23 protein-coding genes, 3 tRNA genes and 1 pseudogene are annotated in these 21,035 nt (G+C 68.9%); 11 read left to right on the plus strand and 16 right to left on the minus strand.

Annotation, left to right across the window (positions count from 1 at the left end; translation table 11 throughout):
* Nucleotides 1–411 precede the first annotated feature (411 nt).
* Nucleotides 412–1,584 (plus strand): Fic family protein, encoded by a 1,173-nt coding sequence (locus GVL03_RS10415; RefSeq protein ID WP_306770331.1) that lies wholly within the window; start codon nt 412–414, stop codon nt 1,582–1,584.
* Nucleotides 1,585–1,650: 66 nt separating this feature from the next.
* Here GVL03_RS10415 and GVL03_RS10420 read toward each other — a convergent pair.
* Nucleotides 1,651–1,734: transfer RNA gene (locus GVL03_RS10420), tRNA-Leu, on the minus strand.
* A gap of 267 nt (nt 1,735–2,001) precedes the next feature.
* Here GVL03_RS10420 and GVL03_RS10425 point away from each other — a divergent pair.
* From GVL03_RS10425 to pknB, 7 genes are all read left to right on the plus strand, one after another.
* On the plus strand, nt 2,002–2,754 hold the full coding sequence (locus tag GVL03_RS10425) for a DUF3662 and FHA domain-containing protein (RefSeq protein WP_159500934.1): 753 nt from the start codon (nt 2,002–2,004) through the stop codon (nt 2,752–2,754).
* Nucleotides 2,751–3,284 (plus strand): FHA domain-containing protein, encoded by a 534-nt coding sequence (locus GVL03_RS10430; RefSeq protein ID WP_159500935.1) that lies wholly within the window; start codon nt 2,751–2,753, stop codon nt 3,282–3,284. Before GVL03_RS10425 ends, GVL03_RS10430 begins: the two co-directional genes overlap by 4 nt.
* Before the next feature lie 9 nt (nt 3,285–3,293).
* Nucleotides 3,294–4,529: a PP2C family serine/threonine-protein phosphatase gene (locus GVL03_RS10435; protein WP_159500936.1), complete on the plus strand. Its 1,236-nt coding sequence runs from the start codon at nt 3,294–3,296 to the stop codon at nt 4,527–4,529.
* Nucleotides 4,526–5,911, plus strand: a complete 1,386-nt coding sequence (locus tag GVL03_RS10440) for an FtsW/RodA/SpoVE family cell cycle protein (RefSeq protein ID WP_159500937.1) — start codon at nt 4,526–4,528, stop codon at nt 5,909–5,911. Before GVL03_RS10435 ends, GVL03_RS10440 begins: the two co-directional genes overlap by 4 nt.
* Nucleotides 5,912–6,036: 125 nt before the next feature.
* Nucleotides 6,037–7,494, plus strand: a complete 1,458-nt coding sequence (locus GVL03_RS10445) for a penicillin-binding protein 2 (protein WP_159500938.1) — start codon at nt 6,037–6,039, stop codon at nt 7,492–7,494.
* Nucleotides 7,491–9,239, plus strand: a complete 1,749-nt coding sequence (locus tag GVL03_RS10450; RefSeq protein ID WP_159500939.1) for a serine/threonine-protein kinase — start codon at nt 7,491–7,493, stop codon at nt 9,237–9,239. Before GVL03_RS10445 ends, GVL03_RS10450 begins: the two co-directional genes overlap by 4 nt.
* Before the next feature lie 79 nt (nt 9,240–9,318).
* Nucleotides 9,319–11,025 carry a Stk1 family PASTA domain-containing Ser/Thr kinase gene (pknB, locus tag GVL03_RS10455; protein WP_159500940.1) on the plus strand — a complete coding sequence of 569 codons (1,707 nt, stop codon included), beginning with the start codon at nt 9,319–9,321 and terminating at the stop codon, nt 11,023–11,025.
* On the opposite strand, the gene GVL03_RS10460 is transcribed toward pknB, so the two are convergent.
* Genes GVL03_RS10460 through GVL03_RS10465 form a run of 3 tightly spaced genes read right to left on the minus strand, consistent with a single transcriptional unit; the run spans nt 11,006 to nt 12,626 of the window.
* Complete coding sequence (locus GVL03_RS10460) at nt 11,006–11,686, minus strand: aminodeoxychorismate/anthranilate synthase component II (protein WP_235038109.1); 681 nt, start codon at nt 11,684–11,686, stop codon at nt 11,006–11,008. The genes pknB and GVL03_RS10460 overlap by 20 nt on opposite strands.
* On the minus strand, nt 11,683–11,838 hold the full coding sequence (locus GVL03_RS22030) for a hypothetical protein (RefSeq protein WP_200847138.1): 156 nt from the start codon (nt 11,836–11,838) through the stop codon (nt 11,683–11,685). Before GVL03_RS22030 ends, GVL03_RS10460 begins: the two co-directional genes overlap by 4 nt.
* Complete coding sequence (locus tag GVL03_RS10465; protein WP_159500941.1) at nt 11,838–12,626, minus strand: class E sortase; 789 nt, start codon at nt 12,624–12,626, stop codon at nt 11,838–11,840. Before GVL03_RS10465 ends, GVL03_RS22030 begins: the two co-directional genes overlap by 1 nt.
* Before the next feature lie 55 nt (nt 12,627–12,681).
* On the opposite strand from GVL03_RS10465, the gene GVL03_RS10470 reads away from it, so the two are divergent.
* Nucleotides 12,682–12,918 carry a cell division protein CrgA gene (locus GVL03_RS10470; protein ID WP_159500942.1) on the plus strand — a complete coding sequence of 79 codons (237 nt, stop codon included), beginning with the start codon at nt 12,682–12,684 and terminating at the stop codon, nt 12,916–12,918.
* Between the two features lie 80 nt (nt 12,919–12,998).
* On the opposite strand, the gene GVL03_RS10475 is transcribed toward GVL03_RS10470, so the two are convergent.
* Both GVL03_RS10475 and GVL03_RS10480 read right to left on the minus strand, forming a co-directional pair.
* The gene (locus tag GVL03_RS10475) at nt 12,999–13,874 is read right to left on the minus strand and encodes a rhomboid family intramembrane serine protease (RefSeq protein ID WP_159500943.1); all 876 of its coding nucleotides are present in this window, start codon (nt 13,872–13,874) and stop codon (nt 12,999–13,001) included.
* Nucleotides 13,875–13,887: 13 nt separating this feature from the next.
* Entirely contained in the window at nt 13,888–14,445 is a 558-nt protein-coding gene (locus GVL03_RS10480) for a peptidylprolyl isomerase (RefSeq protein ID WP_159500944.1), read from the minus strand.
* Between the two features lie 99 nt (nt 14,446–14,544).
* Here GVL03_RS10480 and GVL03_RS10485 point away from each other — a divergent pair, with 99 nt between their 5' ends.
* Both GVL03_RS10485 and GVL03_RS10490 read left to right on the plus strand, forming a co-directional pair.
* Nucleotides 14,545–15,126: a DNA helicase gene (locus GVL03_RS10485; protein WP_159500945.1), complete on the plus strand. Its 582-nt coding sequence runs from the start codon at nt 14,545–14,547 to the stop codon at nt 15,124–15,126.
* On the plus strand, nt 15,123–15,608 hold the full coding sequence (locus GVL03_RS10490; RefSeq protein ID WP_235038110.1) for an aminoacyl-tRNA deacylase: 486 nt from the start codon (nt 15,123–15,125) through the stop codon (nt 15,606–15,608). Before GVL03_RS10485 ends, GVL03_RS10490 begins: the two co-directional genes overlap by 4 nt.
* Here the strand turns inward: GVL03_RS10490 and GVL03_RS10495 are convergent.
* From GVL03_RS10495 to GVL03_RS10535, 10 genes and pseudogenes are all read right to left on the minus strand, one after another.
* A complete protein-coding gene (locus GVL03_RS10495; protein ID WP_200847139.1) occupies nt 15,605–16,030 on the minus strand; it encodes an NUDIX hydrolase in 426 nt (141 codons plus the stop codon). The genes GVL03_RS10490 and GVL03_RS10495 overlap by 4 nt on opposite strands.
* A gap of 24 nt (nt 16,031–16,054) precedes the next feature.
* Nucleotides 16,055–16,348 (minus strand): hypothetical protein, encoded by a 294-nt coding sequence (locus GVL03_RS10500; RefSeq protein ID WP_373683838.1) that lies wholly within the window; start codon nt 16,346–16,348, stop codon nt 16,055–16,057.
* A gap of 60 nt (nt 16,349–16,408) precedes the next feature.
* Nucleotides 16,409–16,582 (minus strand): annotated as a pseudogene (locus GVL03_RS22720) (phosphodiester glycosidase family protein); the annotation flags it as partial.
* Between the two features lie 606 nt (nt 16,583–17,188).
* The gene (locus GVL03_RS10505) at nt 17,189–17,992 is read right to left on the minus strand and encodes a hypothetical protein (protein WP_159500947.1); all 804 of its coding nucleotides are present in this window, start codon (nt 17,990–17,992) and stop codon (nt 17,189–17,191) included.
* A gap of 187 nt (nt 17,993–18,179) precedes the next feature.
* Nucleotides 18,180–19,040: a hypothetical protein gene (locus GVL03_RS10510; protein ID WP_159500948.1), complete on the minus strand. Its 861-nt coding sequence runs from the start codon at nt 19,038–19,040 to the stop codon at nt 18,180–18,182.
* On the minus strand, nt 19,028–19,315 hold the full coding sequence (locus GVL03_RS10515) for a WXG100 family type VII secretion target (protein WP_159500949.1): 288 nt from the start codon (nt 19,313–19,315) through the stop codon (nt 19,028–19,030). The genes GVL03_RS10510 and GVL03_RS10515 overlap by 13 nt, the downstream gene beginning before the upstream one ends.
* Entirely contained in the window at nt 19,312–19,617 is a 306-nt protein-coding gene (locus GVL03_RS10520; RefSeq protein WP_159500950.1) for a hypothetical protein, read from the minus strand. The genes GVL03_RS10515 and GVL03_RS10520 overlap by 4 nt, the downstream gene beginning before the upstream one ends.
* Nucleotides 19,614–20,726, minus strand: a complete 1,113-nt coding sequence (locus GVL03_RS10525) for a hypothetical protein (protein WP_159500951.1) — start codon at nt 20,724–20,726, stop codon at nt 19,614–19,616. The genes GVL03_RS10520 and GVL03_RS10525 overlap by 4 nt, the downstream gene beginning before the upstream one ends.
* A 27-nt stretch (nt 20,727–20,753) precedes the next feature.
* Nucleotides 20,754–20,826 (minus strand) — tRNA-Ala (locus GVL03_RS10530).
* A 92-nt stretch (nt 20,827–20,918) separates the two neighbouring features.
* Nucleotides 20,919–20,992 (minus strand) — tRNA-Ile (locus GVL03_RS10535).
* Nucleotides 20,993–21,035 lie beyond the last annotated feature (43 nt).

The raw sequence follows: 21,035 nt of genomic DNA on the forward strand, positions 1-21,035 counted from the left end.
TCGGCGGGCTGGCTCGGGTGGGGTCGCTCAGAGACACATCTGTAATGAGTCACGCCATCACGGGCGGACAGGCTTCTGATCAAGGCATCTGCGCGGGCAGGCCGAGCCGCAGCACGGTCGCGGACACGTCCTTTTCAAGACATCGCCGCAAGCGGCGGGTCGGTTCTACCCGGAGTCACACGACCGAGCCGAGGCCCAGCCTGTCAGCCGGCCGCAGGCCCGCCAGAAACCATTACAGCTCTACCCGCTCGTGACGGAGCTCGCCGACGCAGGTATCCCTGTGACGGTGACGTGTCGGGTGCTCAAGCTCTCCCGCCAGCCCTGGCACAAAGTTGAATCTCAACCGTGTAACTTCAATTTTTTACTGGTTTACTTGAAATTACTGGTCTAGAAGCTAGCAGCGGAGCGCTCATGGACATCGAACGATTTCAACAGAGTCCGATCGGCAGCCTCGTCACAATCAGTGGGGTCGATGGAAGGACCGGGAAGCCCTACTCGCACTTCGGGTTCGCACCCGCACCACTTACCAGTCTCCCGCAGCTTACGGGTGATGCATGGGCTGCGGTTGCGGAAGCGAGTCATGCGATGGGACGACTCAAGCAAGGCGAGTCCCTCGTCCCCAATCCTGCTCTGCTCAGGCGACCCACGCTCCGACGTGAGGCTCAGAGCACATCAGCTCTGGAGGGTACATACGCGCCACTCGACGAGGTGCTGGCCGCCGATATCGTTGACGAAGCGAGCAAGTCCCCCGCGTTGCGCGAGGTCATGAACTTCGTCGCCGCAGCAGAGAACTACTACGCAGGGTTGGCAGAACAGCGTCCTCTAACCGTCGGCCTCATCACGAATCTGCAAGCCACTCTTGTCGCGGGGACCAGCGCGAACACCGAAGATGCCGGCCGAGTACGTCAGAAACAGGTAGTCATCGGAAGTCGCGGAGACGACATCACAGATGCGCGCTTCGTGCCGATGCCTAACGGGCCTGCCCTTGAGGCGGGGGTCTCGGATCTTGTTCAGTGGATGCGCTCCGACGGACACTCCGGCGTGTCGCCGATCGTCGCCGCAGCGATGGCCCACTACCAGTTCGAGACACTGCACCCGTTCAACGACGGTAATGGGCGCCTTGGACGACTCCTGATCGTCGGGCAGCTAGTGATGGACGACCTCATCGGGGAAGGCCTTCTGAGCGTGTCGCCCTGGTTTGAACGTCGGAGAAACGAATATCAGGAACACCTCGCCTCTGTCAGCGCGACGGGCGACTGGAGCCCGTGGGTGACGTTCTTCGCCAATGGCCTGCTCGCATCAGCCAAGGACACCGCCGAGCGACTAGGTGCGTTGTTGGAGCTTCAGCGGAGCTATACGGCCCGAATTCGGGCAGCGAGAAAACGGGGCGTGATCGAGGCGATCGGAGAACTTCTCATCGGACAGCCCTTCGTGACCGTGCCATGGCTCACGGCGCAGACGGCAAAGACCTATCAGGCGGTATCCAACGCAGTCACGGCACTTGAGGAGCTCGGCATCCTCTCCCCTGTTCGCAACGCCTACCCGCAGACTTGGGCAGCGAGGGAGGTTCTCGCAATCGCGTAGCACACGGTCCCGGAATGACTCGACCCCCGCCTAGTAAATCCCAGGTCAGGGGTCGAATCTGCGCTGTGCGCGAGGGGGGAGTTGAACCCCCACGCCCTTTCGGGCACTGGCACCTGAAGCCAGCGCGTCTGCCTATTCCGCCACTCGCGCGAGTCGCTGCATCCAAGGACCGGCGAACTCAACCTGGAGATCTTATCACGCCCTATCCCGCGCCTATCGCATGCCCTGTCCCCCCAGCGATCGCATGCCCAATCACCCGCCCATCCCGCGCGCGGCCCCACCGGGATCCCGCTCGTCCCGCGGCGGATTCCGCGGCGGATCCGGGCGGCCCGCGGCGCGCGTGCAGCACATGTCCATGTCCGTTCGGCCGCAGGGAACTACGATGGTCGCACCCGGTCTGCCTGCCTGAGGAGTCGTGTGGGACTACTAGACAGCTTCGAGAGAGGTCTCGAACGCGCCGTCAACGGTGCGTTCGCCAAGACCTTCCGCAGCGGCATCCAGCCCGTGGAGATCGCTGCGGCCCTTCGCAGCGAGCTCGACACCAAGGCCGCCGTGGTCTCGCGCGACCGCATCCTGGCGCCGAACACGTTCACGGTCTTCCTCTCGCCGGCCGACGACGACAAGATGCGCGCGATCGGCCGCACCCTGTACGAGGAGCTCGACACGCTCGTGAACAAGCACGCCCGCGCGCAGGGCTACTCGTTCGCCGGCCCGCTCTCGATCACGTTGGCCCGCGACGAACGCCTGTCGACGGGTCAGCTGCGCGTGGAGTCCGCCACCGCCGCCGGCCAGGTCAGCTGGCGCGCCGTGGTCGACGTCGAGGGCAAGCGCCACCCGCTCGTCGCCGCACGCACGGTGATCGGCCGCGGAAGCGACGCCGACATCACCATCGCGGATGCCGGCACCAGCCGGAAGCACGTCGAGATCCTCTGGGACGGCGAGCGCGCGATGGTGCGCGACCTCGGCTCGACCAACGGCACCAAGCTCAACGGCCGCAAGGTCACGGAGGCCCCCCTGCCGCCGGATGCGACCGTGCAGATCGGACGCACCGACATCGTCTTCCGGATCGTCGCGCAGGCATCCGCACCCCCGCGACGCCCCGCCGACGACGATGCGACGCGCGCGTTCTCCCTCGGTGAGGCCGAAAGATGGGGAGAATCGCTGTCGTGAGTCCGCTGACGCTGCTGCTCCTCCAGATCGGATTCCTCGTCCTGCTCTGGTTCTTCGTGTTCGCGGTCGTCTACTCGCTGCGCGCCGATCTGTTCGGCGTGCGCGTGCGCAAGATGCCCGAGCCCGCCGCTCCCGCGCCGGCTGCGCCAGGAGCACCGGCGGCAACCGCCCCCGTCGCCCCGAAGCCCTCGAGCACGAAGGCCAAGACGGGCAGGAAGGGCGGCAAGGCGACCACCGAGACGGTCTCGCGCATCGTCATCACGAGCGGCCCCAAGGCCGGCCTCGAGCTTCCCCTCGGCACCGACCCGCTCACGATCGGCCGATCGAGCGAGTCGGGTCTGGTCATCCGCGACGACTACACCTCCAGCCACCACGCCCGGCTCATGCTCTGGGGCGACCAGTGGATGATCCAGGACCTCGACTCGACCAACGGCACCTGGCACGACGGCGACCGTGTCGCCAACCCCGTGCCCGTGATCATCGGCGCGCCCATCAAGGTCGGCGCGACGACCTTCGAGTTGCAGGGCTGACCCCGCGACATGGTCTTCCAGGGGTCGAGCGCCGCGCTCTCGCACACCGGCAAGGTGCGCTCGAACAATCAGGACTCCGGGTACGCCGGGTCGAACCTGTTCGTCGTCGCCGACGGCATGGGCGGCCACGCGGGCGGCGATGTCGCCTCGAGCCTCGCCGTCGGCCGGATATCCGAGCTCGACCACCCGTTCCCGACCACGGGCGATGCGGAGAGCGCGCTGCAGCAGTCGGTCACCGAGACCGCGACCGACATCATCGACACGGTCCGCGTGCGGCCGGAGCTCGCCGGCATGGGCACGACCGTCAGCGCGCTGCTCATGGTCGACGACTACGCGGTCATCGCGCACATCGGCGACTCGCGCATCTACCTCTTCCGCGACGGCGCGCTGACCCAGATCACGACCGACCACACCTTCGTGCAGCGTCTCGTCGACTCCGGGCGCATCACGCTCGAGGAGGCGCGCTACCACCCGCGTCGCTCGGTGCTCATGCGCGTGCTCGGCGACATGGATCCCGACCCCGAGGTCGACACGTTCATCATGCCGACCCGCCCGGGCGATCGCTGGCTGCTGTGCTCGGACGGCCTGTCCGGCGTGGTCGACGACGCCCACACCCAGAAGGCGCTGGCGGCGGGCCTCGCCCCGGCGCGCACCGCCGACATGCTCCTCAAGCAGGCGCTCGACGGCGGTGCTCCCGACAACGTGACGATGGTCATCGTCGACATCGGGGGCCACCATCCGCTCTTCTCCGGCACTCCCGCGATCGTCGGCTCCGCGTCCACGCCGACCGGCATCGACGTGCCGGCCGCGCGACCCGGACGTTCGTCGTGGCTGCATCCGAACCGGCAGGCCGCCAACGAGCCGACCCACTACGAACCCGCGCCGGAGTTCCTCGAAGAGCTCATCGAGGAGGACCGCCGCCGCGCCCGCCGCCGCCGGGTGGGCTGGTTCGTCGGGTTCGTGCTCGTGCTCGCCGTCATCGCCGGCGCCTTGTTCATCGGGTACAACTGGACCCAGACGCGCTACTTCGTCGGCGCCGACGAGGACTCGGTCGTCATCTACCGCGGGGTGCAGCAGAGCCTCGGCCCCCTCTCGCTGTCGAGCCCGTACGAGGACACCGGCATCGCCCTCGCCGATCTCAGCCCCTTCGACCGCCAGACCGTCGAGTCGACCATCTCAGCGCGCTCGCTGGCCGACGCGAAGCAGATCGTCGCGCGCCTGGCCCCGGCGGAGGACGACGGATGAGCGCCGAACCCCAGATCGCCGCAGACACCGCCGTGATGCGGGCGCTGCGCCGCATCCGCATGCCGCAGAAGCAGCGCAACCGTGAGCTCGGGCTGCTGCTGTTCGCGTTCGTCGTCAACGGCGCATCGGTCGCCCTCGTGCAGCTCGGCGCCACCGATGCGATCGATCCGAGCTTCTTCTATTACTGCGGCGGACTCGCCGTGCTCGCGCTCGCGCTGCACATCGTCCTGCGCTTCGTGGCGCGCGATGCCGACCCGTTCGTGGTGCCCATCGGCACCCTCCTGACCGGGCTCGGCATCGCCATGATCTACCGGATCGACATCGAGATCGACCAGGCGGGGTGGGCTGCCGCGTCAACCCGCCAGCTCGTCTGGGCGGCCATCGCCATCGCGGCCGCCGTGGCGGTCGTGCTGTTCATGCGCAACTACCGGGTGCTCTTCCGGTACACCTACGTCTCGGGCTTCATCGGCGTGGCGCTGCTGCTGCTGCCGTTCGTGCCCGGTCTCGGCACGAACGCCAACGCCGACGTCTGGGTCTCGCTCGGGTTCTTCTCCTTCCAGCCTGGCGAGCTCGCGAAGATCGCCCTCGGCATCTTCTTCGCCGGCTACCTCGTGCGCACGCGCGAGAGCCTCACCTCGGTGGGGACGCGATTCCTCGGCATCACCTGGCCGCGCGCCCGGGACCTGGGCCCGATCCTCGTGGTGTGGATCGTCTCCCTCGCGATCATCGTGCTCCAACGCGACCTCGGCACGGGTCTGCTCATCTTCGGCATGTTCGTCGCGATGCTCTACGTCGCGACCGGCAAGACCGGCTGGGTGCTGCTCGGCGTCGGCCTCGCGGTCGCCGGCGCGGCCGCCGCATCCCAGTTCCTCACCTATGTCGGATGGCGCTTCACCAACTGGCTCGATGCCTTCAACCCGGAGGTCATCGACCGCGACGGCGGCAGCTACCAGCTCGTCCAGGGCATCTTCGGGCTCGCGCACGGCGGGCTGCTCGGCACCGGGCTCGGGCAGGGACGCCCCTCGATCACCCCGCTCGCCCAGAGCGACTACATCTTCCCGAGCCTCGGCGAGGAGCTCGGCCTCATCGGCGTCTTCGCCATCCTCTGTCTGTACATGGTCTTCACGAGTCGCGGCCTGCGCGTGGGCGTCGCCGGTCAGGACGACTTCGGCAAGCTGCTCGCGACCGGGCTGTCGTTCACGATCGCCCTGCAGGTGTTCATCATGGTCGGCGGGGTGACGCGGGTGATCCCGCTGACCGGCCTCACGACCCCGTTCCTCGCCGCAGGCGGATCGTCGCTCGTCGCGAACTGGATCATCGTGGCGATCATCCTGCGGATCTCGGACGCGGTGCGCAATCAGCCCCGGGTGGTGATCGGCTAGATCATGAGTGCGCTGTCCAACCGGGGCGCGCCACGCGCGCCCCGTCGCCCGAAGGGGGCGATCAATGAGTACGCGGAACGCGTCCAGCGCGCTACGCGCGCCCCATCGCCCGAAGGGGGCGATCAATGAGTAAAGAACTACGTCGCCTCAGCATCGTGATGCTCGCGATGTTCCTGGTGCTCTTCGGCTCGACGAGCTGGATCCAGGTCGTGCAAGCCGACACCCTCGCCGAGAACGGCGAGAACCGGCGAGCCCTCTACGACTCGTACGAGGTGCAACGCGGCTCGATCATCGCCAGCGGCACCGCCATCGCCTCCTCGACGCCCTCGAACGACGTCTACAGCTGGCAACGGGTCTACACCGACGCCGACATGTGGTCGCCGGTGACCGGATACATCAACGCGGTCCTGGGGTCTGCGACCGGTATCGAGCAGGCCATGAACCAGGAGCTCAGCGGCACCGGCAGCGGACAGTTCTTCAGCCGGATCGAGCAGATCTTCACCGGTCAGGCACCGCAGGGATCGAACGTCGTGCTCTCGCTCGACGCCACCGTGCAGCAGGCGGCGTACGACGCCCTCGGCGACCTGCAGGGCGGCGTCGTGGCGATCGAGCCGTCGACCGGCCGCATCCTCGCGATGGTCACGAGCCCCGGATACGACACGAACCTGCTCGCCTCACACGACACCTCGAGCGTGCAGGCCAGCTACGACGCCCTCGTGGCGGATCCGCTGGCCCCGCTGTCGAACCGGGCGATCGCGGGCGACCTCAACCCCCCGGGATCGACCTTCAAGCTCGTGGTGGTCTCCGCAGCGCTCGCCTCGGGCGACTACACACCGGACTCACCGCTTCCGAATCCGGCGGTGTACCAGCTGCCCCAGTCCAGCTCCACGGTCAGCAATGCCGGCGGCGGCACCTGCGGCGAGGGTGAGACGGTGACCGTCGCCGACGCCCTGCGGCTCAGCTGCAACATCCCGATGGCGGAGCTCGCCGTGGCGCTCGGCGACGACGCGATCCGCGAGGAGGCCGAGAAGTACGGCTTCAACACGGAGTTCACGATGCCGCTGACCTCGACCGCCTCGAGCTACCCGCGGACGCTCGACGATCCGCAGACCGCGCTCACGGGATTCGGTCAGGGACAGGTCACCGCGACACCGCTGCAGATGGCGATGGTCTCGGCCGGCATCGCGAACGAGGGTGTCGTGATGAACCCACGGATGGTGGACCAGGTCATCGGCGCGGACCTGTCCGTGCAGCAGGAGACCGAGAGCACCGAGTTCGGACGCGCCCTCGAGGCCGATCTCGCGGCCGAGATGACCAGCATGATGGTCGCCAATGTCAGTTCCGGCGTGGCGTCGAGTGCAAGAATAGACGGAGTCGAAGTGGCGGGTAAGACCGGTACGGCGGAGAACGGCGGAAACGCGCCCTACTCCCTTTGGTTCACTGGATTCGCACCCGCGGACGATCCGCAGGTCGCAGTCGCGGTCGTCGTCGAGAACGGCGGCGGTCAGGGTCAGTCGGGCAGCGGTGGTTCCATCGCGGCTCCCATTGCAAAAAAGGTCATGGAGGCGGTGCTGGGCAGATGAGACCGACGCAGGGTGCGACTTTCGGCGGCCGGTATGAGTTGGACTCTCGGATCGCCATCGGCGGCATGGGCGAGGTGTGGGAGGCGACCGATCACGTCATCGGCCGTACCGTCGCCATCAAGATCCTCAAAGACGAGTACATGGGAGACCCCGGGTTCCTCGAGCGCTTCCGCGCCGAGGCCCGCCACGCCGCGCTCGTCAACCACGAGGGCATCGCGAGCGTGTTCGACTACGGCGAGGAGAACGGCTCCGCCTTCCTCGTGATGGAGCTCGTGCCGGGCGAGGCGCTCTCGACGATCCTCGAGCGCGACGGGTCCCTCTCGACCGACAAGACGCTCGACATCGTCGCGCAGACCGCCTCGGCGCTGCAGGCCGCCCACGCCGCGGGCCTCGTGCACCGGGACATCAAGCCCGGCAACCTGCTCATCACCCCGGACGGCCGGGTGAAGATCACCGACTTCGGCATCGCACGGATCGCCGACCAGGTGCCGCTGACCGCGACCGGCCAGGTCATGGGCACGGTGCAGTACCTGTCGCCCGAGCAGGCCTCCGGTCACCCGGCGTCACCCGCGACCGACACCTACTCGCTCGGCATCGTCGCCTACGAGAGCCTGGCCGGCAAGCGCCCCTTCACCGGGGAGTCGCAGGTCGCCATCGCCATGGCCCAGATCAACGAGCAGCCGCCGCCGCTGCCGCCGACCGTGGCGGCCCCGGTGCAGAACCTCGTCATGGCGATGATCGCCAAGAAGCCCGAGGACCGTCCCGCGTCCTCCGCCGCCGTCGCCCGCGCGGCGACCGCGCTCCGCCGCGGCGACGTGGCCGCCGCGGCGGCGGCCGTGCCCGCGGTCGCGGCGGGGATCGCCGCGGACGACGCGACACAGCTCCTGGGACTGGGCGACACCTCCGCCGCCACGCGCCTGCTGCCGTCCGGCGCGAGCCCCGAGACCGGAGCCGTCGCGACGGACGAGCCCGAGAAGCGCAAGCGCAGCCCATGGACGTGGCCGCTCGTCGCCCTCATCGCCCTGCTGGTGATCGTGCTCGGCGGCACCGTCTGGGCGCTGTTCGGAGATCAGGGCTCGGACCCGGACCCGACGAGCTCCACGAGCTCCAGCGCCCCGTCGCCGACGCAGTCGAGCGAGACCCCCGCCCCGGAGCCGACGACGGTCGATGTCGAGATCCTCGGGCTCACCGGCAGGACCTGCGACGACGCCCGAGCGGTCGCCGCCGCCGCGGGGCTCGAGAACGTGAGCTGCCAGACCGGCAACGCCGCATCCTCTGCCGACCAGGTGGGCCTGGTCTACCAGATCGAGCCCACCGGCAACGTGCCGAAGAGCGACTCGGTGACATTGACCGTCTACGGCGAGCAGACCGCGATCGGCACTCCCGCCGCCCCGCGCATCCAGGTGGACGGCGCCGACGCGGCGACGGTCGCCCCCGGATCGACCGTCCAGATCAACTGGGACGGCTTCTCCTGCCCGTCGGGCACCGGCTCGGTCGTCAGCTACAACCTCACCGCGGTGAACGGCATCTTCGCCTCGACCGGGCAGTCGACGGCGCAGGCGGGTCCCAACGAGCGGCCCATCCAGCTCGAGGTCGGCAGCAACACCAACCAGGCGCTGATCGTCAGCTACACGGTCACCTGCTCCGGCTCCGGCAACGGCACGACGCGCGATTCGGAGACGTCGCCGCCGGCACAGGCCACGGTCCAGGCCGCATCCACCCCGGACCCGTCCCCGTCCTCGTGAGGCAGTCCGACCGACCCGCTCGCGATGGCGTCGCGAGCGGGTCGGTTAGGCTGACATACGTTGCACCCAGGGAGACGCCGTGACAGATGACCGACGCGTGCTCGCAGGCCGTTACCGCGTCGACGAGCTCATCGGACGCGGCGGCATGGCCAGCGTCTATCGCGGATACGACATCACGCTCGGCCGCGAGGTCGCCCTGAAGATCCTGAAGCGCGAGCTCGCCGAGGATGCGGCCTTCCGCACCCGCTTCCGCCTCGAGGCGCAGGCCGCATCGCGGATGGCGCATCCCGCCGTCGTGCGCGTCTTCGATGCCGGCGAGGGCACGGAGACCGGCCCCGACGGCGTCGCGCACCCGGTGCCGTTCATCGTGATGGAGCTCGTGCACGGCGCTCTCCTGAAGGACATCGTCTCGGAGGGGCCGCTCGCACCGGCGGATGCCGCGCGGTACGCGGACGGCATCCTCGAGGCCCTCGAGTACTCGCACCGGGCGGGAGTCGTCCACCGCGACATCAAGCCGGGCAACGTGATGGTCACCGAGTCCGGCCAGGTCAAGGTCATGGACTTCGGGATCGCGCGGGCGGTGTCGGACTCGTCGTCGACGGTCGCCGAGACGACCACCATCCTCGGCACGGCCGCCTACTTCTCACCCGAGCAGGCGAAGGGCGAGCCGGTGGACGCGCGCGCCGACCTGTACTCCACGGGTGTCGTGCTGTACGAGATGCTGACCGGCCGGCCGCCGTTCCGCGGCGAGACCCCCGTCGCGGTCGCCTACCAGCACGTCAGCGAGACCCCGGTGCCCCCGACCGATGTCGTCGAGGGCATCCCCCGGGGTCTCGACGCGGTCGTCCTGCGGTCGCTCGCGAAGGACCCCTACCAGCGCTACCAGGATGCGGCCACGTTCCGCGCCGCGATCGACGAGGGACTCACGGGACGCGCGCCCTCCAAGCGTCAGCTCGGCGCCCTCACCACCGAGCTCTACGGCGCCAATCCTCGCCAGGCCGCCGAGACGGCGCGATCGTTGCGTCAGCTCTCCAGCGACACCACGATGCGTCGCACGCAGGCGGGCCCTCCGGTCGCCTGGATCTGGTCGGGCGTGGCGATCCTCGCCGTTCTGCTGATCTCGGTCCTGTTCTGGGTGCTCACCATCCGCACAGGCGACAATGTCCCCGACACGGCGCGTATCGTCCCTGACGTCACGACGATGACCTTCGAGCGCGCGTCCGACGTGCTCGAGGCCGAGGATCTCCTGACGAACCGCGTGAACGTGGCGGACGACCGGATCGCCGCCGGCAATGTCGTGCGGACAGATCCCACGGCGGGAACCTCCGTCACCCCCGGTCAGGCCATCACCGTCTACGTCTCGACGGGCAAGGACACCGTCGCGATGCCCGTCGTCGCCGGCATCGCCGAGCAGGAGGCCCGTGATGCGCTGACCGCCGCGGGGCTGACGGTCGGCACGATCACGCCGGTCAACGATCGACAGGCGGCCGGCGGAACGGTCCTGTCCGCGCTGACCGCCGACGGCGAAGTGGAGGCGGGCACCGAGCTCCCGGTCGGGACGACCGTGAACCTCCGTGTCGCGAGCGGACACGTCGTGCTCAACGACGTCACCGGCTACACCCTCGACGCCGCCACGCGGGACATCGAGCAGCTGGGCCTCATCGTCACGACCGCACCGGACCCCGAGTGCCCGGCGACGAGTCCGAACACGGTCAGGGTCATGTCGCTCGCTCCAGGCGAGGTTCCCATCCAGTCGGAGATCACCCTCACGTACTGCGCGGGCTGACCGTCGCCCGCCCGCGGTGCGGGGAGCGGCCGGCGCCGCGGATCGCCGCATCCGTCACGCCGATCGACTCGAGCCAGGTGCCCAGCAGCCGGTATCCGTGCTCGGTGAGAACGCTCTCGGGATGAAACTGCACGCCCTGCAGCGGCAGGGTGCGATGTGCGAGTCCCATCACGGTGCCGTCTGCCGTGCGCGCGGTGATCACGAGCTCATCGGGAACGGTCTCCGGCACGACCGACAGCGAGTGGTATCTGCCCGCGGTGAAGGGCGACGGAAGCCCGGCGAAGACGCCGTCGCCGTCGTGGTGCACCGCCGAGGTCATCCCGTGCATGAGCGCGGGCGCTTCGCCCACCCGCCCGCCGAAGGCCGCTGCCAGCGCCTGGTGTCCCAGGCAGACGCCCAGCAGGGGTGTGCCGCCGTCGGCCGCCGCGCGAGCGACGGCGATCGACGCGCCGGCGTCCTCCGGCGTCCCGGGTCCGGGGGAGAGCACCACCCCGGCGAATCCGACGAGGGCCGCGCCGACCATGTCCGCGCTGATCTCGTCCGCCTCGCGGACGGTGACGTCGGCACCGAGCTCGTCGAGGTAACCGATGAGCGTGTGGACGAAGCTGTCGTGGTTGTCGACGACGAGAACCGGCACCCGGTCCGGTATCGACGAGTTCACTCGACGGTGACCTCTTGCGGGTTGATGAGCGGGCTGACCCATGGGAATACGTAGAAGAACAGCCCGTACAGCACCGCGGCGACGAGGATCAGCACGATCAGCAGCCGCACCCACCAGGGACCCGGAAGGACTCGCCACAACGCTGCGTACATCAGGCGACCGCCTCGGTGAGGGATGCCGGCTGCCCTGCGGAGCGCGGCGTGAACGATTCGAAGACGCTGTAGCCGATGATGCGCTCCGCCAGGGAGTACATGGGGCTGCAGCTGGTCATGGTGAGGTAGCGGCCGTTCGCAGCGACGCCTTCTTGCTGCGGTACCGGCAGCAACACGTCGGTCTGATCGGGCTGCACGTACTCGAGCGTGCGGAATCGGTAGGTGTACCACCCGTCCTGCGTCTCGATCACGATCGCGTCGCCGACGTGGAGATCCGCCATCCGGTTGAAGGGTTTGCCGAAGGTCGTGCGGTGCGCAGCGAGGGCGACGTTCCCCTCCGCGCCGGGCATCGGCGTACCGGGATAGTGCCCGATGCCGATCGGGTCGAGCGTGTTGGCGCGCGTGACGCCGCCGGCGATCTGCTGGGCATAGTCGGCGCCCCAGCGCGGGACGTACATCGTGCCGAAGATCTCGGCATCCGCGGCCTCGTCCCGGACGACGGGCTCGATGACCGCCGGGTCGCCGGTCGGCTCCTCTGTCGGCGCCGCCGACGCCTGCTGCTCGTACTCCTGCTGCCATTGCTCGGAGAGCTCGCGTGCTTCCGTCGAACGCTCGGCCTCGTAGATGAGGTCGCCGATCCACATCTGCCACGAGACGTAGAGGAGGGCGATGACACCTGCGGTGATCAGCACCTCGCCGATCACGCCGACGACGCTCACGCGGCGGCGGGGACGTCGTCCGCCGGCGCGGCGATCGCGGCGGGTGGGCGCGGGCGTCGTGTCGGTCACACCGGGATTCTAACCGGCGCGGATGACGAGAAGCCCGACGGGTAGGATGTTCACCATGGCACGCTCGGACAACGACGAGGACCTCACGCCCGCACGGGCCGGTGAGCCCGCACCGAACCCCGTCTGGTTCAAGCCCATCATGATCGGCCTCATGCTGATCGGGCTCGTCTGGGTGCTGGTGTTCTACCTGAGCGGGATGCAGTTCCCGATCCCGGGCATCGATGCGTGGAACCTGGTGATCGGCTTCGGCATCGCGTTCGTCGGCTTCCTCATGACGACGCGCTGGCGCTGACCGGGAGTCCCCGCACTCGGCATCGAGTTACACCGGTGTGATTCATCCCCATCTGTGGATGAGCCTGTGGATAACTCCGCTCACGCGTAGATCACGGGCGGGATGAGCAGCAGCAGCACGAGCACCGCGGTCCATCCGACGAGCAGCCCGATCTGCAGCGGGCGGCGGCGGCGCTCGCGCGTGCGCGCGAAGACCAGTCCGACGACCGCACCGGCGACCAGACCCCCGACGTGCGCCTGCCACGAGATCGCCACCCCCGGCAGGAATCCGATCGCCAGGTTGATGCCGAGCACGATCAGGATGCCGGTGATCTCGGCGCCGATGTGGCGCGCGATGATGACGAAGGCGCCGAACAGCCCGAAGATCGCTCCCGATGCGCCGACGACGAAGCTGTTCGGCGCCAAGAGGGACACGGCCACCGATCCGCCGAGAGCACCGAGCAGGTAGAGCACGAGGAAGCGCGCGCGCCCGAGCACCGGCTCAAGGTTCCGTCCGATCATCCACAGGGCGAGCATGTTGAGGCCGACGTGCCAGAACGACGAGTGCACGAGGGCCGCGGTGAGCAGCCGCCACGGCTCGAACGATCCGCCGGTGAGCTGGGGATAGAGCGCCCCGGCGTAGAAGCCGAGCGCGTTGCGCACGACGTCGCCGAGGAGGAACTGCAGCACGAAGACCGCGGCGGTGACGGCCATGATCGTGTAGGTCACCACCGGCTTTCCGCCGGCGACCGCGACGGACCCCGAGCCGCGCCATCGGCGCTGCGCCTTCTTCTGCGCGGGCGACGCCGACTGGCGCTGCTCGGCCATGCACTCCGGGCAGACCACACCGACCGCGGCCTGAGTCTGACACTCGGGGCAGATGGTGCGCAGGCACCGCTGACAGAGCACGAAGCTCTGCCGATCCGGATGCCGGTAGCAGAAGTTGTCGCGGTTGCTCGCGAACTCGGGGTTCGTCACGAACGAGTGGAGATCAGACCGAGACGACGTCGATGGAGGAGATCACGACGGGCTCGACGGGACGGTCGCCCGCACCCGTGGGCACCGCGGCGATCGCGGCCACGACGGCACGCGAGTCGTCGTCGGCGACCTCTCCGAAGATGGAGTGCTTGCCCTGCAGCCACGGCGTGGGGTCTGTGGTGATGAAGAACTGCGAGCCGTTGGTCCCCTCGGCGGCGCCCGTGATGGCGTTGCGACGCAGGCCCGCGTTCGCCATCGCGAGCAGGTAGGGCTTCTGGAAGGTCAGCTCGGGGTGGATCTCGTCGTCGAACGAGTAGCCGGGGCCGCCCGTGCCCTGCCCGAGCGGGTCGCCGCCCTGGACCATGAATCCGGGGATGATGCGGTGGAAGACGACGTCGCGGTAGAGCGCGCCCTCGCCGGGCCTGCCGGTGGCCGGGTCGGTCCACTCCTGCGAGCCGTCGGAGAGTCCGACGAAGTTCTGGACGGTACGCGGAGCGTGGTCTCCGAAGAGGTTGACGACGATGTCGCCGTGGTTGGTGTGGATCGTTGCGACGGCAGTGTGCTGGGGCATGGGTACATTCTCGCAGAGTTCCCTGCAACCCCTGCTGTCGCGGGGCCATTCCTCTGGCAGGATGGGGCACACGACAACCCATGAAGAGGGGGATCTCACGTGAGCCTCAGCCGCAAGCGGAAGAAGGAGCTCCGGAAGCTCCAGAACCACGCCACGAAGGTGTGGGAGTCCCAGCAGGTGCTCGTCGGCGAGGCGGCGAATGTCGCCCGCGAAGCCGGCCGTCAGCTCGGCCACTACAACCGCGAGCAGGTGGTGCCCGCGGTGCAGACCGGCTACGAGCGCTATGCCGCGCCCTACGTCGATCGCGGCGTGAAGGCGTCGAAGAAGGTGCTCACCCAGAACGTGGTGCCGGCTGCCGGTGCGCTCGTCGGCAGCGCGCTCTCGGTGTGGGACGCCGCGAACGACACCCGCTCCCGGATCGCCTCGGGTCGCGGCATCTCGATCGATACGGCCGCGTACCAGAAGAGGGCCGAGAAGTACGGCAAGAAGGCGACCCGCAAGATCGCCGGCAGGCTGTCCGCGCTCGAGCCGCAGAAGAAGGGCGTCTCGGCGGGGGGCGTGATCGCCATCCTGCTCGGTGTCGCGGCGGCGGCCGGCGTGCTCTACGCGGCCTGGCAGACCCTGCGCGCCGATGACGAGCTCTGGGTCGCCGACGACCCGCTGCGCGCACCGGACGCGTGACGGACGAGGATCCGACGGGGCGGGTGCGGCGAGCCGCATCCGCCCTCGGTCTCTCCGTCGAGATCCGGCAGCGCCCGGATGCGGGCAGCCTCCCCGAAGCCGCCGCCCTCCTCGGTGTCGCACCCGATGACATCGTCAAGACTCTCGTCGTCGCGCGCAGCGACGACACCTTTCTGTTCGCGCTGGTCCCCGGCGACCGTGCCGTCGCCTGGCCGAAGCTGCGCGGCGTCGTGGGCGTCAACAAGCTGCACCTTCCGGACCCGGAGCGCGCCCTGGCGGCCACGGGGTACGCGCGCGGGACCATCGTGCCGCTCGGCAGCAGCCACGCCTGGCCCGTCTTCGCCGACGAGAGCATCCGCGGACGCCGGATCGCTCTCGGCGCGGGTGCGCGCGGCTTCAGCCTGTTCGTCGACGCGGACGCCCTGATCGAAGCGCTCTCCGCGACGGTCGCCGACATCACCGGACCGCTGCCGGATCGTTAGGCCACGAGCCCGGCCATCCGCATCCCGATCCCGACGAGTTTGACGCGGGGCAGGTCATCGACCTCGTCGAGGCGGAACCACTGCGCCCGGTCGGTCGATCCGTCGACCTCGTGGCGCAGTCGTCCGCCGAGGATCCGTGCGCGATAGACGATGCGCAGTGTGTGGAGCGCCTGCTCCGACTCCGCGATCCGCCGGCTGGCCGGGATCACCCGGGAATGGATGCCGAGGAGGTCGCCGACCGCCGCCCGGTACCCGGTCTCCTCACGGATCTCCCGTCGAGCCGCGTGCTCCGGGTCCTCGCCGGGTTCCAGTCCGCCGCCCGGCAGGGTCCACGCGCTGTGCCGGCCCTCGTTCCAGTGCGCGAGCAGGATGCGGCCCCGGTCGTCGGTGATGACGGCGTAGGCGGCCACGCGCATGTCCATGCGGGTGACTATATCCGCATGCGGTCAGCGTCGTTCGCCGGAGCGGCGGAGCGGCGGGCGACCGTCGATGACACGCACCCGCGACCCGGCGCGCAGCCCCGCACCGGCGACGACGAGGCCGCCCGCGAGGACCGCGAGCGGCAGCGTCCACCCGGGTCCCCCGCTGGCGGCCAGCTCGGGTGACGCAACGCCGGCCGGCACCGGCGACGGAGACGGAGACGTCGGGAGCGCGGTCGCCACGAAGAACAGCCCGTCGCCGACGAAGCGCTGGTCGGCGCATCCGGACGGGAAGCTGTTCGTGGGGTCCGATCTGGTCACGACCGTCACCGAGTCGCAGGCGCTCGACCCGGACTGCGAAGGAAGGTCCGCGACGAGGGTGCTCGAACCTCCGCCGTCGAAGAGGATCGCGGAGTCGACTCCCGCCTCGAGCATGAGCTGCTGCGCCTCGGCGACCGTGACGCCGGACCGCCGATGAGATCGGTGATCGTCGCATCCGAGAGCTCGCCATGGGCTGTGAACTCGACGCCGACCGCGAGATTCGCCAGCACCCACGCTGCGGAATCATCGGCCTCGGCGCTCTTCGACGTCAGCAGCGCGACCTGATCCGTCGCGAGCTGCGGGATGGTCCGGAGCTCGGCGGTCTCTGCCACCGTGTCGACGACGAAGGTGTCATGAGCGGACGACTGGTGCGCGGTGATGAGCACGGCGTCACGGATGACGTAGTTCGAGTTCGCGTCACCGTTCCGGCTGTCCTGCAGCACGACCTCCCCCATGTCGGGCGTGATGAGGGTCACCCCATGCTCGACCGTCGGGCCGGGCTCGAGCGCCTTCGGGCAGCTCGGCTGGGGTGCGGCGACGTCGAGCGCGTTGATGCCGTCGAGCGGGATGCCGGCCTCGGCGGTGGAGATGGTGCCGACGAAGGTGACGTTTCCGATCGAGAGGCGACCATCGCTGTGCACGGCGAGGCTGACGTTGAGCAGCGGGTCGGACGGCGGGCTCTTGAGCACCCCGATCTTGCGCATGCTGCTCCACCTTCGTTGGCGCCCCCGGCGCGGACCGACAGGATCCGAGTATAGGCGCGGCGCCGTCGAGTCCGACGAGATCATCGACGTTGCGGGCGGTCACGCGGGCGGCCCTGGGCTGTTGCGGCCGCCGCGATCATGATGCCGACCGCCCTGTCCCGTCGGTTCGGGGGGTCGTCGAGCGACGGCGGGCGGAACTCTTCCACAGCATCCAGCCCACCAGACCGGGAATCACCGCGATCTCCGCGGCTTGGGCCAGCGCCCACCAGATACCGCCCTCGGCGGCGGCGCTGCTCGGCCAGATCTGACCGACGGCGTACACCGCGTAGGAGCTGACATAGACGACGAACTGCGCGGTGCGGGGGAGCCGCACATCGGGCGACGCCGCGATCATCTCCTGCAGGAGGAGGATCGCAGCGCCGACGACGAACATCCACGTCACGATGTATGTCGCCGGCACGAGGACGGTGAGGACGAAATCCAGATTGGGCGCGACCGCGTAGATGCTCGGATAGCCGGCGTACTCGGGATCGAAGGTCGCCAGATCCACCAGTGAGATCACCACACTGGACACTGCGGTCACGACGAAGAGCCCCCGCGCCAGGGGGTTCTTGAGTCGACCGCGCTCGTCGGTCGTGACCATCCACGCGAGCAGCGCGAAGGCCAGATTCGCCACGGCGTACAGCAATGGCCACACGACCGCATCGTCGTCCGGTGTCACATCGGACCACGGGCGCAGACCGACCAGGAGCACATGCACCGAGACGACCCAACCCAGCCAGGGACTCGCCCCGTGACGCCACACGACGATCGCGAACACGGCAGGAAGCAGAAAGGACAGCAGAGAAACGGCGACCAAGGCGACCTCGACGGGCTCGACCGGCCCCCCGTACGGGACGATGAGCAGAAGCGTGCCGACGATGCCGGTGCTCGCGGACATCGTGGCGAACGCTATACGCGCAGCCCAGCGGGCCCGTGTGCTCATCGAATGAGACTAGAACCTCCCGACGGGGCTCTCTAGGAGATGTTGTAGACCAGCATGAGGGCGAGGACGGTCGAGATCGTCGTCCACAGGATGATCGCTCGTCGTCAGCGGTCCGCGCGGACGGTTCGCCACAGGGAACGACTCAGGGGCAGACGATCAGGGCGCTCAGCGTGCCCGAAGCCGTCACGGCGTCTTCGGGGGCGAGGGTGCCGCTGGTCTGCCCCTGCCAGAAGGACACCTCGCCATCGATGCCCTGAAGCCAGTACGAGCCGTCGCTCTCGGGTTCGGTGCTCACGCCGCTCGCGCGGAACTGCGTCGATCCGGTGTCGTCGACGATCGAGACCTGCAGCTGCCCGGATGCGTCGAGAGAGAGGGTCCCCGGATGCGGCTGCACCCCCGTCGCCGTGACGCGCGCATCGCACGAGACCGTGCTGGGTTCGAACGTCGCCGTGTGGGCGAGCCCGTCGGCGGCGAAGCTGATGCTGACCCCCGCGACATCCGGATCCGCGGATGCCGCGGGCGCAGCGGTCGGAACGGTTACCGGCCCATCGCACGAGATCGAGCCCGAGAGCGTCGCCGGGTACCGTTGCGCATCCTCGGGCTCGACGTTCACGTCGTCACCGGGTCGCCAGTCGGCGATCACGGCGACCTCGCCCTCCGTCTCGTCGACGGTGAGCACGTCTCCGGACGCGGACAGCTGCAGGCCGGTCGCCTCGAAGAGAACCAGCCCGTCGTCGCCGCCTGCACCGACCGAGCCGCGACGGTCGCCGCTCAGATCGATCGAGAACCGGCCCTGTGGCTCGTTCGAGACGGCGAGTCCGTGCACGCGCTCGGCGCTGCACGTGATCTGGTCGGGCGAGAACGAGAGCGTGTGCTCGGTGCCGTCGATCGCGTAGGTCACTCGCAGACCCGTCGACGTACCGGACGCACACGCGACGAGAGCGACCGCGAGGCCCACGACCAGGAGCAGCGCGGCCGCGCGGCGACGTTTCAGCGGTGCCATGCACCCGCCCGTCGGCGGTCGAACGCGTCAACACGCTCGACGGACAGCTTCGCGATGCCGTTCGCCTCGCGCCCGATCCGGCTCAGCCGCTCGATCGACGCGTTCCAGTCCTTCACGGCCACGGACATCGCTTCGCGTGCTTCGCCGTCCCAGCGGGATTCGAGCTTCGAGGTCTCGTCGTGCAACACGTCGAGGATACGCTCGATCTCGTCGATCCGCGCGTCGATGCCCGCCAGGGCGGTCGACGCGGTCGCCGCTTTCAGTCCGATCTTCACGATCTCTCCTCATCGGCCTCGAGCATGGTCTTCAGCGCCTCGGGCATCTGCGCCGGCGGCGCCGGCAGCACCCCGGCGGCCAAGAGCGACGAGAGCGGCGCGCGGCCGGCGAGCACGTCCGACAGGGCTTCGCGCAGACGCGGGTGGTCTGTGCTGGCGCGGAGCCGCCGCATGTCGTCGCTCAGCTGCACCAGCACGGGAGCGCTCGCGGCGACCGTCGACAGCGAGAACGGCGCGCGCTCCCCGTCGACACGGCCGGCGAACGCGGCGTCCGGATCGAGTCGATCCCGAGGCGAGGTCATGAGGTCTGCTCCATAGCGGGGACGGGCAAGGTGGCGGCGAAGTTCGAGAGGTCCCCGGAGAGGTTGCCGAGGGCTTCGAGGATCGAGTACAGCGACGACAGGTTCTGCAGGATGTCATTGACGTCGGACAGCTTCTTGAACGCCCAGAGCAATGAGACACCGGCAGTGCCATAGCCGGCGACCGCGCCGCCGCCGGTCCAGGCCGTTCCCGTGCCGAACGCCGCGCCCGCCGCCGCGATGAGCACCGCGTCGTAGAGCCCGTAGATAGCGCCGGCGATCTCATCCGCCGACTGGATCACACCGGTGCAGTAGTCGGAGAAGACGACGCCGGCGTCGGCGAGTGCGAGCTGTGCGTCGGAGAGCGCGTTCAGGAGGTCTTCGAAGTAGGCCTGCGCGCTGTTCGACGCGTATCCCTGCCACTGAACACCCGCGTAAGCGACGGCGCTGGAGAGGTGACCGCGCATGTCATCGACGAGCGAGGCGAGCCCGGCGATCGTGTCGGCGAATCGTCGGATGTCGCCCCAGCGTCCGCCGTACTCCTGCAGCACGCGCTCGGGCAGCGTCTGCGCGCCGAGCCAGCCGAGCACGGTGTCGACCCACTCACTGGGGCTCAGCAGATCGCCCGGCACGAGGTCGGTGGTGAGCTGGTTCAGCTCGTCGTGCATGCCGAGGTCGCAGAAGTATGCGGCGCCGCCGGTCGGCGGCCCCCACACCGGAAGCGAGTCCTCGGTGCGGTCGTAGGTGGGGGCGATCTCGCCCGAACCGCCGTCAGGCGACTGCTCATTGCCGTTGTAGACATCCGGGTCGGTCGCGTCGATCAGCGCCGCCTGCTCGCGGTCGATCCCCTCTCCCTCGTCGGCGACGGCGATCAACTCGGTCGCGGCGCCGTCGAGCACCTGCTCGAGGTGATCGAACCAGTCGATGAGCGAGGCGCGGATCTCGATGGCCGAGCCGGCGACGCGGGTGTAGGCGTCGTACGAGGAACTGTCGGTGATCGTCAGTCCTTGGAGCCACGCCTTCGCGCTCGCCGCCTGACCTGCGTACTGCGTGAACGCACCCGCCTGTTCGCGAAGACCGGCCGGATTCAGCCAGAAGTCGGTGTCGCTCATCGCGGCGCCTCCCGGGTCTCACATACGTGGAGCCTAGGAGATTCGAACTCCTGACATCCTGCTTGCAAAGCAGGCGCTCTACCAACTGAGCTAAGGCCCCGGGATGGGTAATTGACGGACTCAGTCCGCTCGGCGGACTCGATCGGCTCGGCGGTGGATGCGCACATCCACCGCACTCGCCTCGATCGCCTGTGGGGCTACCAGGACTTGAACCTGGGACCTCTTCATTATCAGTGAAGCGCTCTAACCGCCTGAGCTATAGCCCCGAACCATTGCCGACTCGCGCCGCCAACCTCCAAGACTTTACCG

Origin of the sequence: Microbacterium sp. 18062, assembly GCF_902706225.1 — a bacterium.
In the GTDB taxonomy this organism is placed as follows: Bacteria; Actinomycetota; Actinomycetes; order Actinomycetales; family Microbacteriaceae; genus Microbacterium.

Coding starts and splice junctions, on each gene's coding strand:
- GVL03_RS10440 (WP_159500937.1), top strand. CDS start 4,526: ATGAGCGCCGAACCCCAGATCGCCGCAGACACCGCCGTGATGCGGGCG.
- GVL03_RS10505 (WP_159500947.1), bottom strand. CDS start 17,992: ATGTCCGCGAGCACCGGCATCGTCGGCACGCTTCTGCTCATCGTCCCG.
- GVL03_RS10445 (WP_159500938.1), top strand. CDS start 6,037: ATGAGTAAAGAACTACGTCGCCTCAGCATCGTGATGCTCGCGATGTTC.
- GVL03_RS10495 (WP_200847139.1), bottom strand. CDS start 16,030: ATGGACATGCGCGTGGCCGCCTACGCCGTCATCACCGACGACCGGGGC.
- GVL03_RS22030 (WP_200847138.1), bottom strand. CDS start 11,838: ATGTACGCAGCGTTGTGGCGAGTCCTTCCGGGTCCCTGGTGGGTGCGG.
- GVL03_RS10480 (WP_159500944.1), bottom strand. CDS start 14,445: ATGCCCCAGCACACTGCCGTCGCAACGATCCACACCAACCACGGCGAC.
- GVL03_RS10525 (WP_159500951.1), bottom strand. CDS start 20,726: ATGAGCGACACCGACTTCTGGCTGAATCCGGCCGGTCTTCGCGAACAG.
- GVL03_RS10450 (WP_159500939.1), top strand. CDS start 7,491: ATGAGACCGACGCAGGGTGCGACTTTCGGCGGCCGGTATGAGTTGGAC.
- GVL03_RS10510 (WP_159500948.1), bottom strand. CDS start 19,040: ATGGCACCGCTGAAACGTCGCCGCGCGGCCGCGCTGCTCCTGGTCGTG.
- GVL03_RS10435 (WP_159500936.1), top strand. CDS start 3,294: ATGGTCTTCCAGGGGTCGAGCGCCGCGCTCTCGCACACCGGCAAGGTG.
- GVL03_RS10415 (WP_306770331.1), top strand. CDS start 412: ATGGACATCGAACGATTTCAACAGAGTCCGATCGGCAGCCTCGTCACA.
- GVL03_RS10520 (WP_159500950.1), bottom strand. CDS start 19,617: ATGACCTCGCCTCGGGATCGACTCGATCCGGACGCCGCGTTCGCCGGC.
- GVL03_RS10470 (WP_159500942.1), top strand. CDS start 12,682: ATGGCACGCTCGGACAACGACGAGGACCTCACGCCCGCACGGGCCGGT.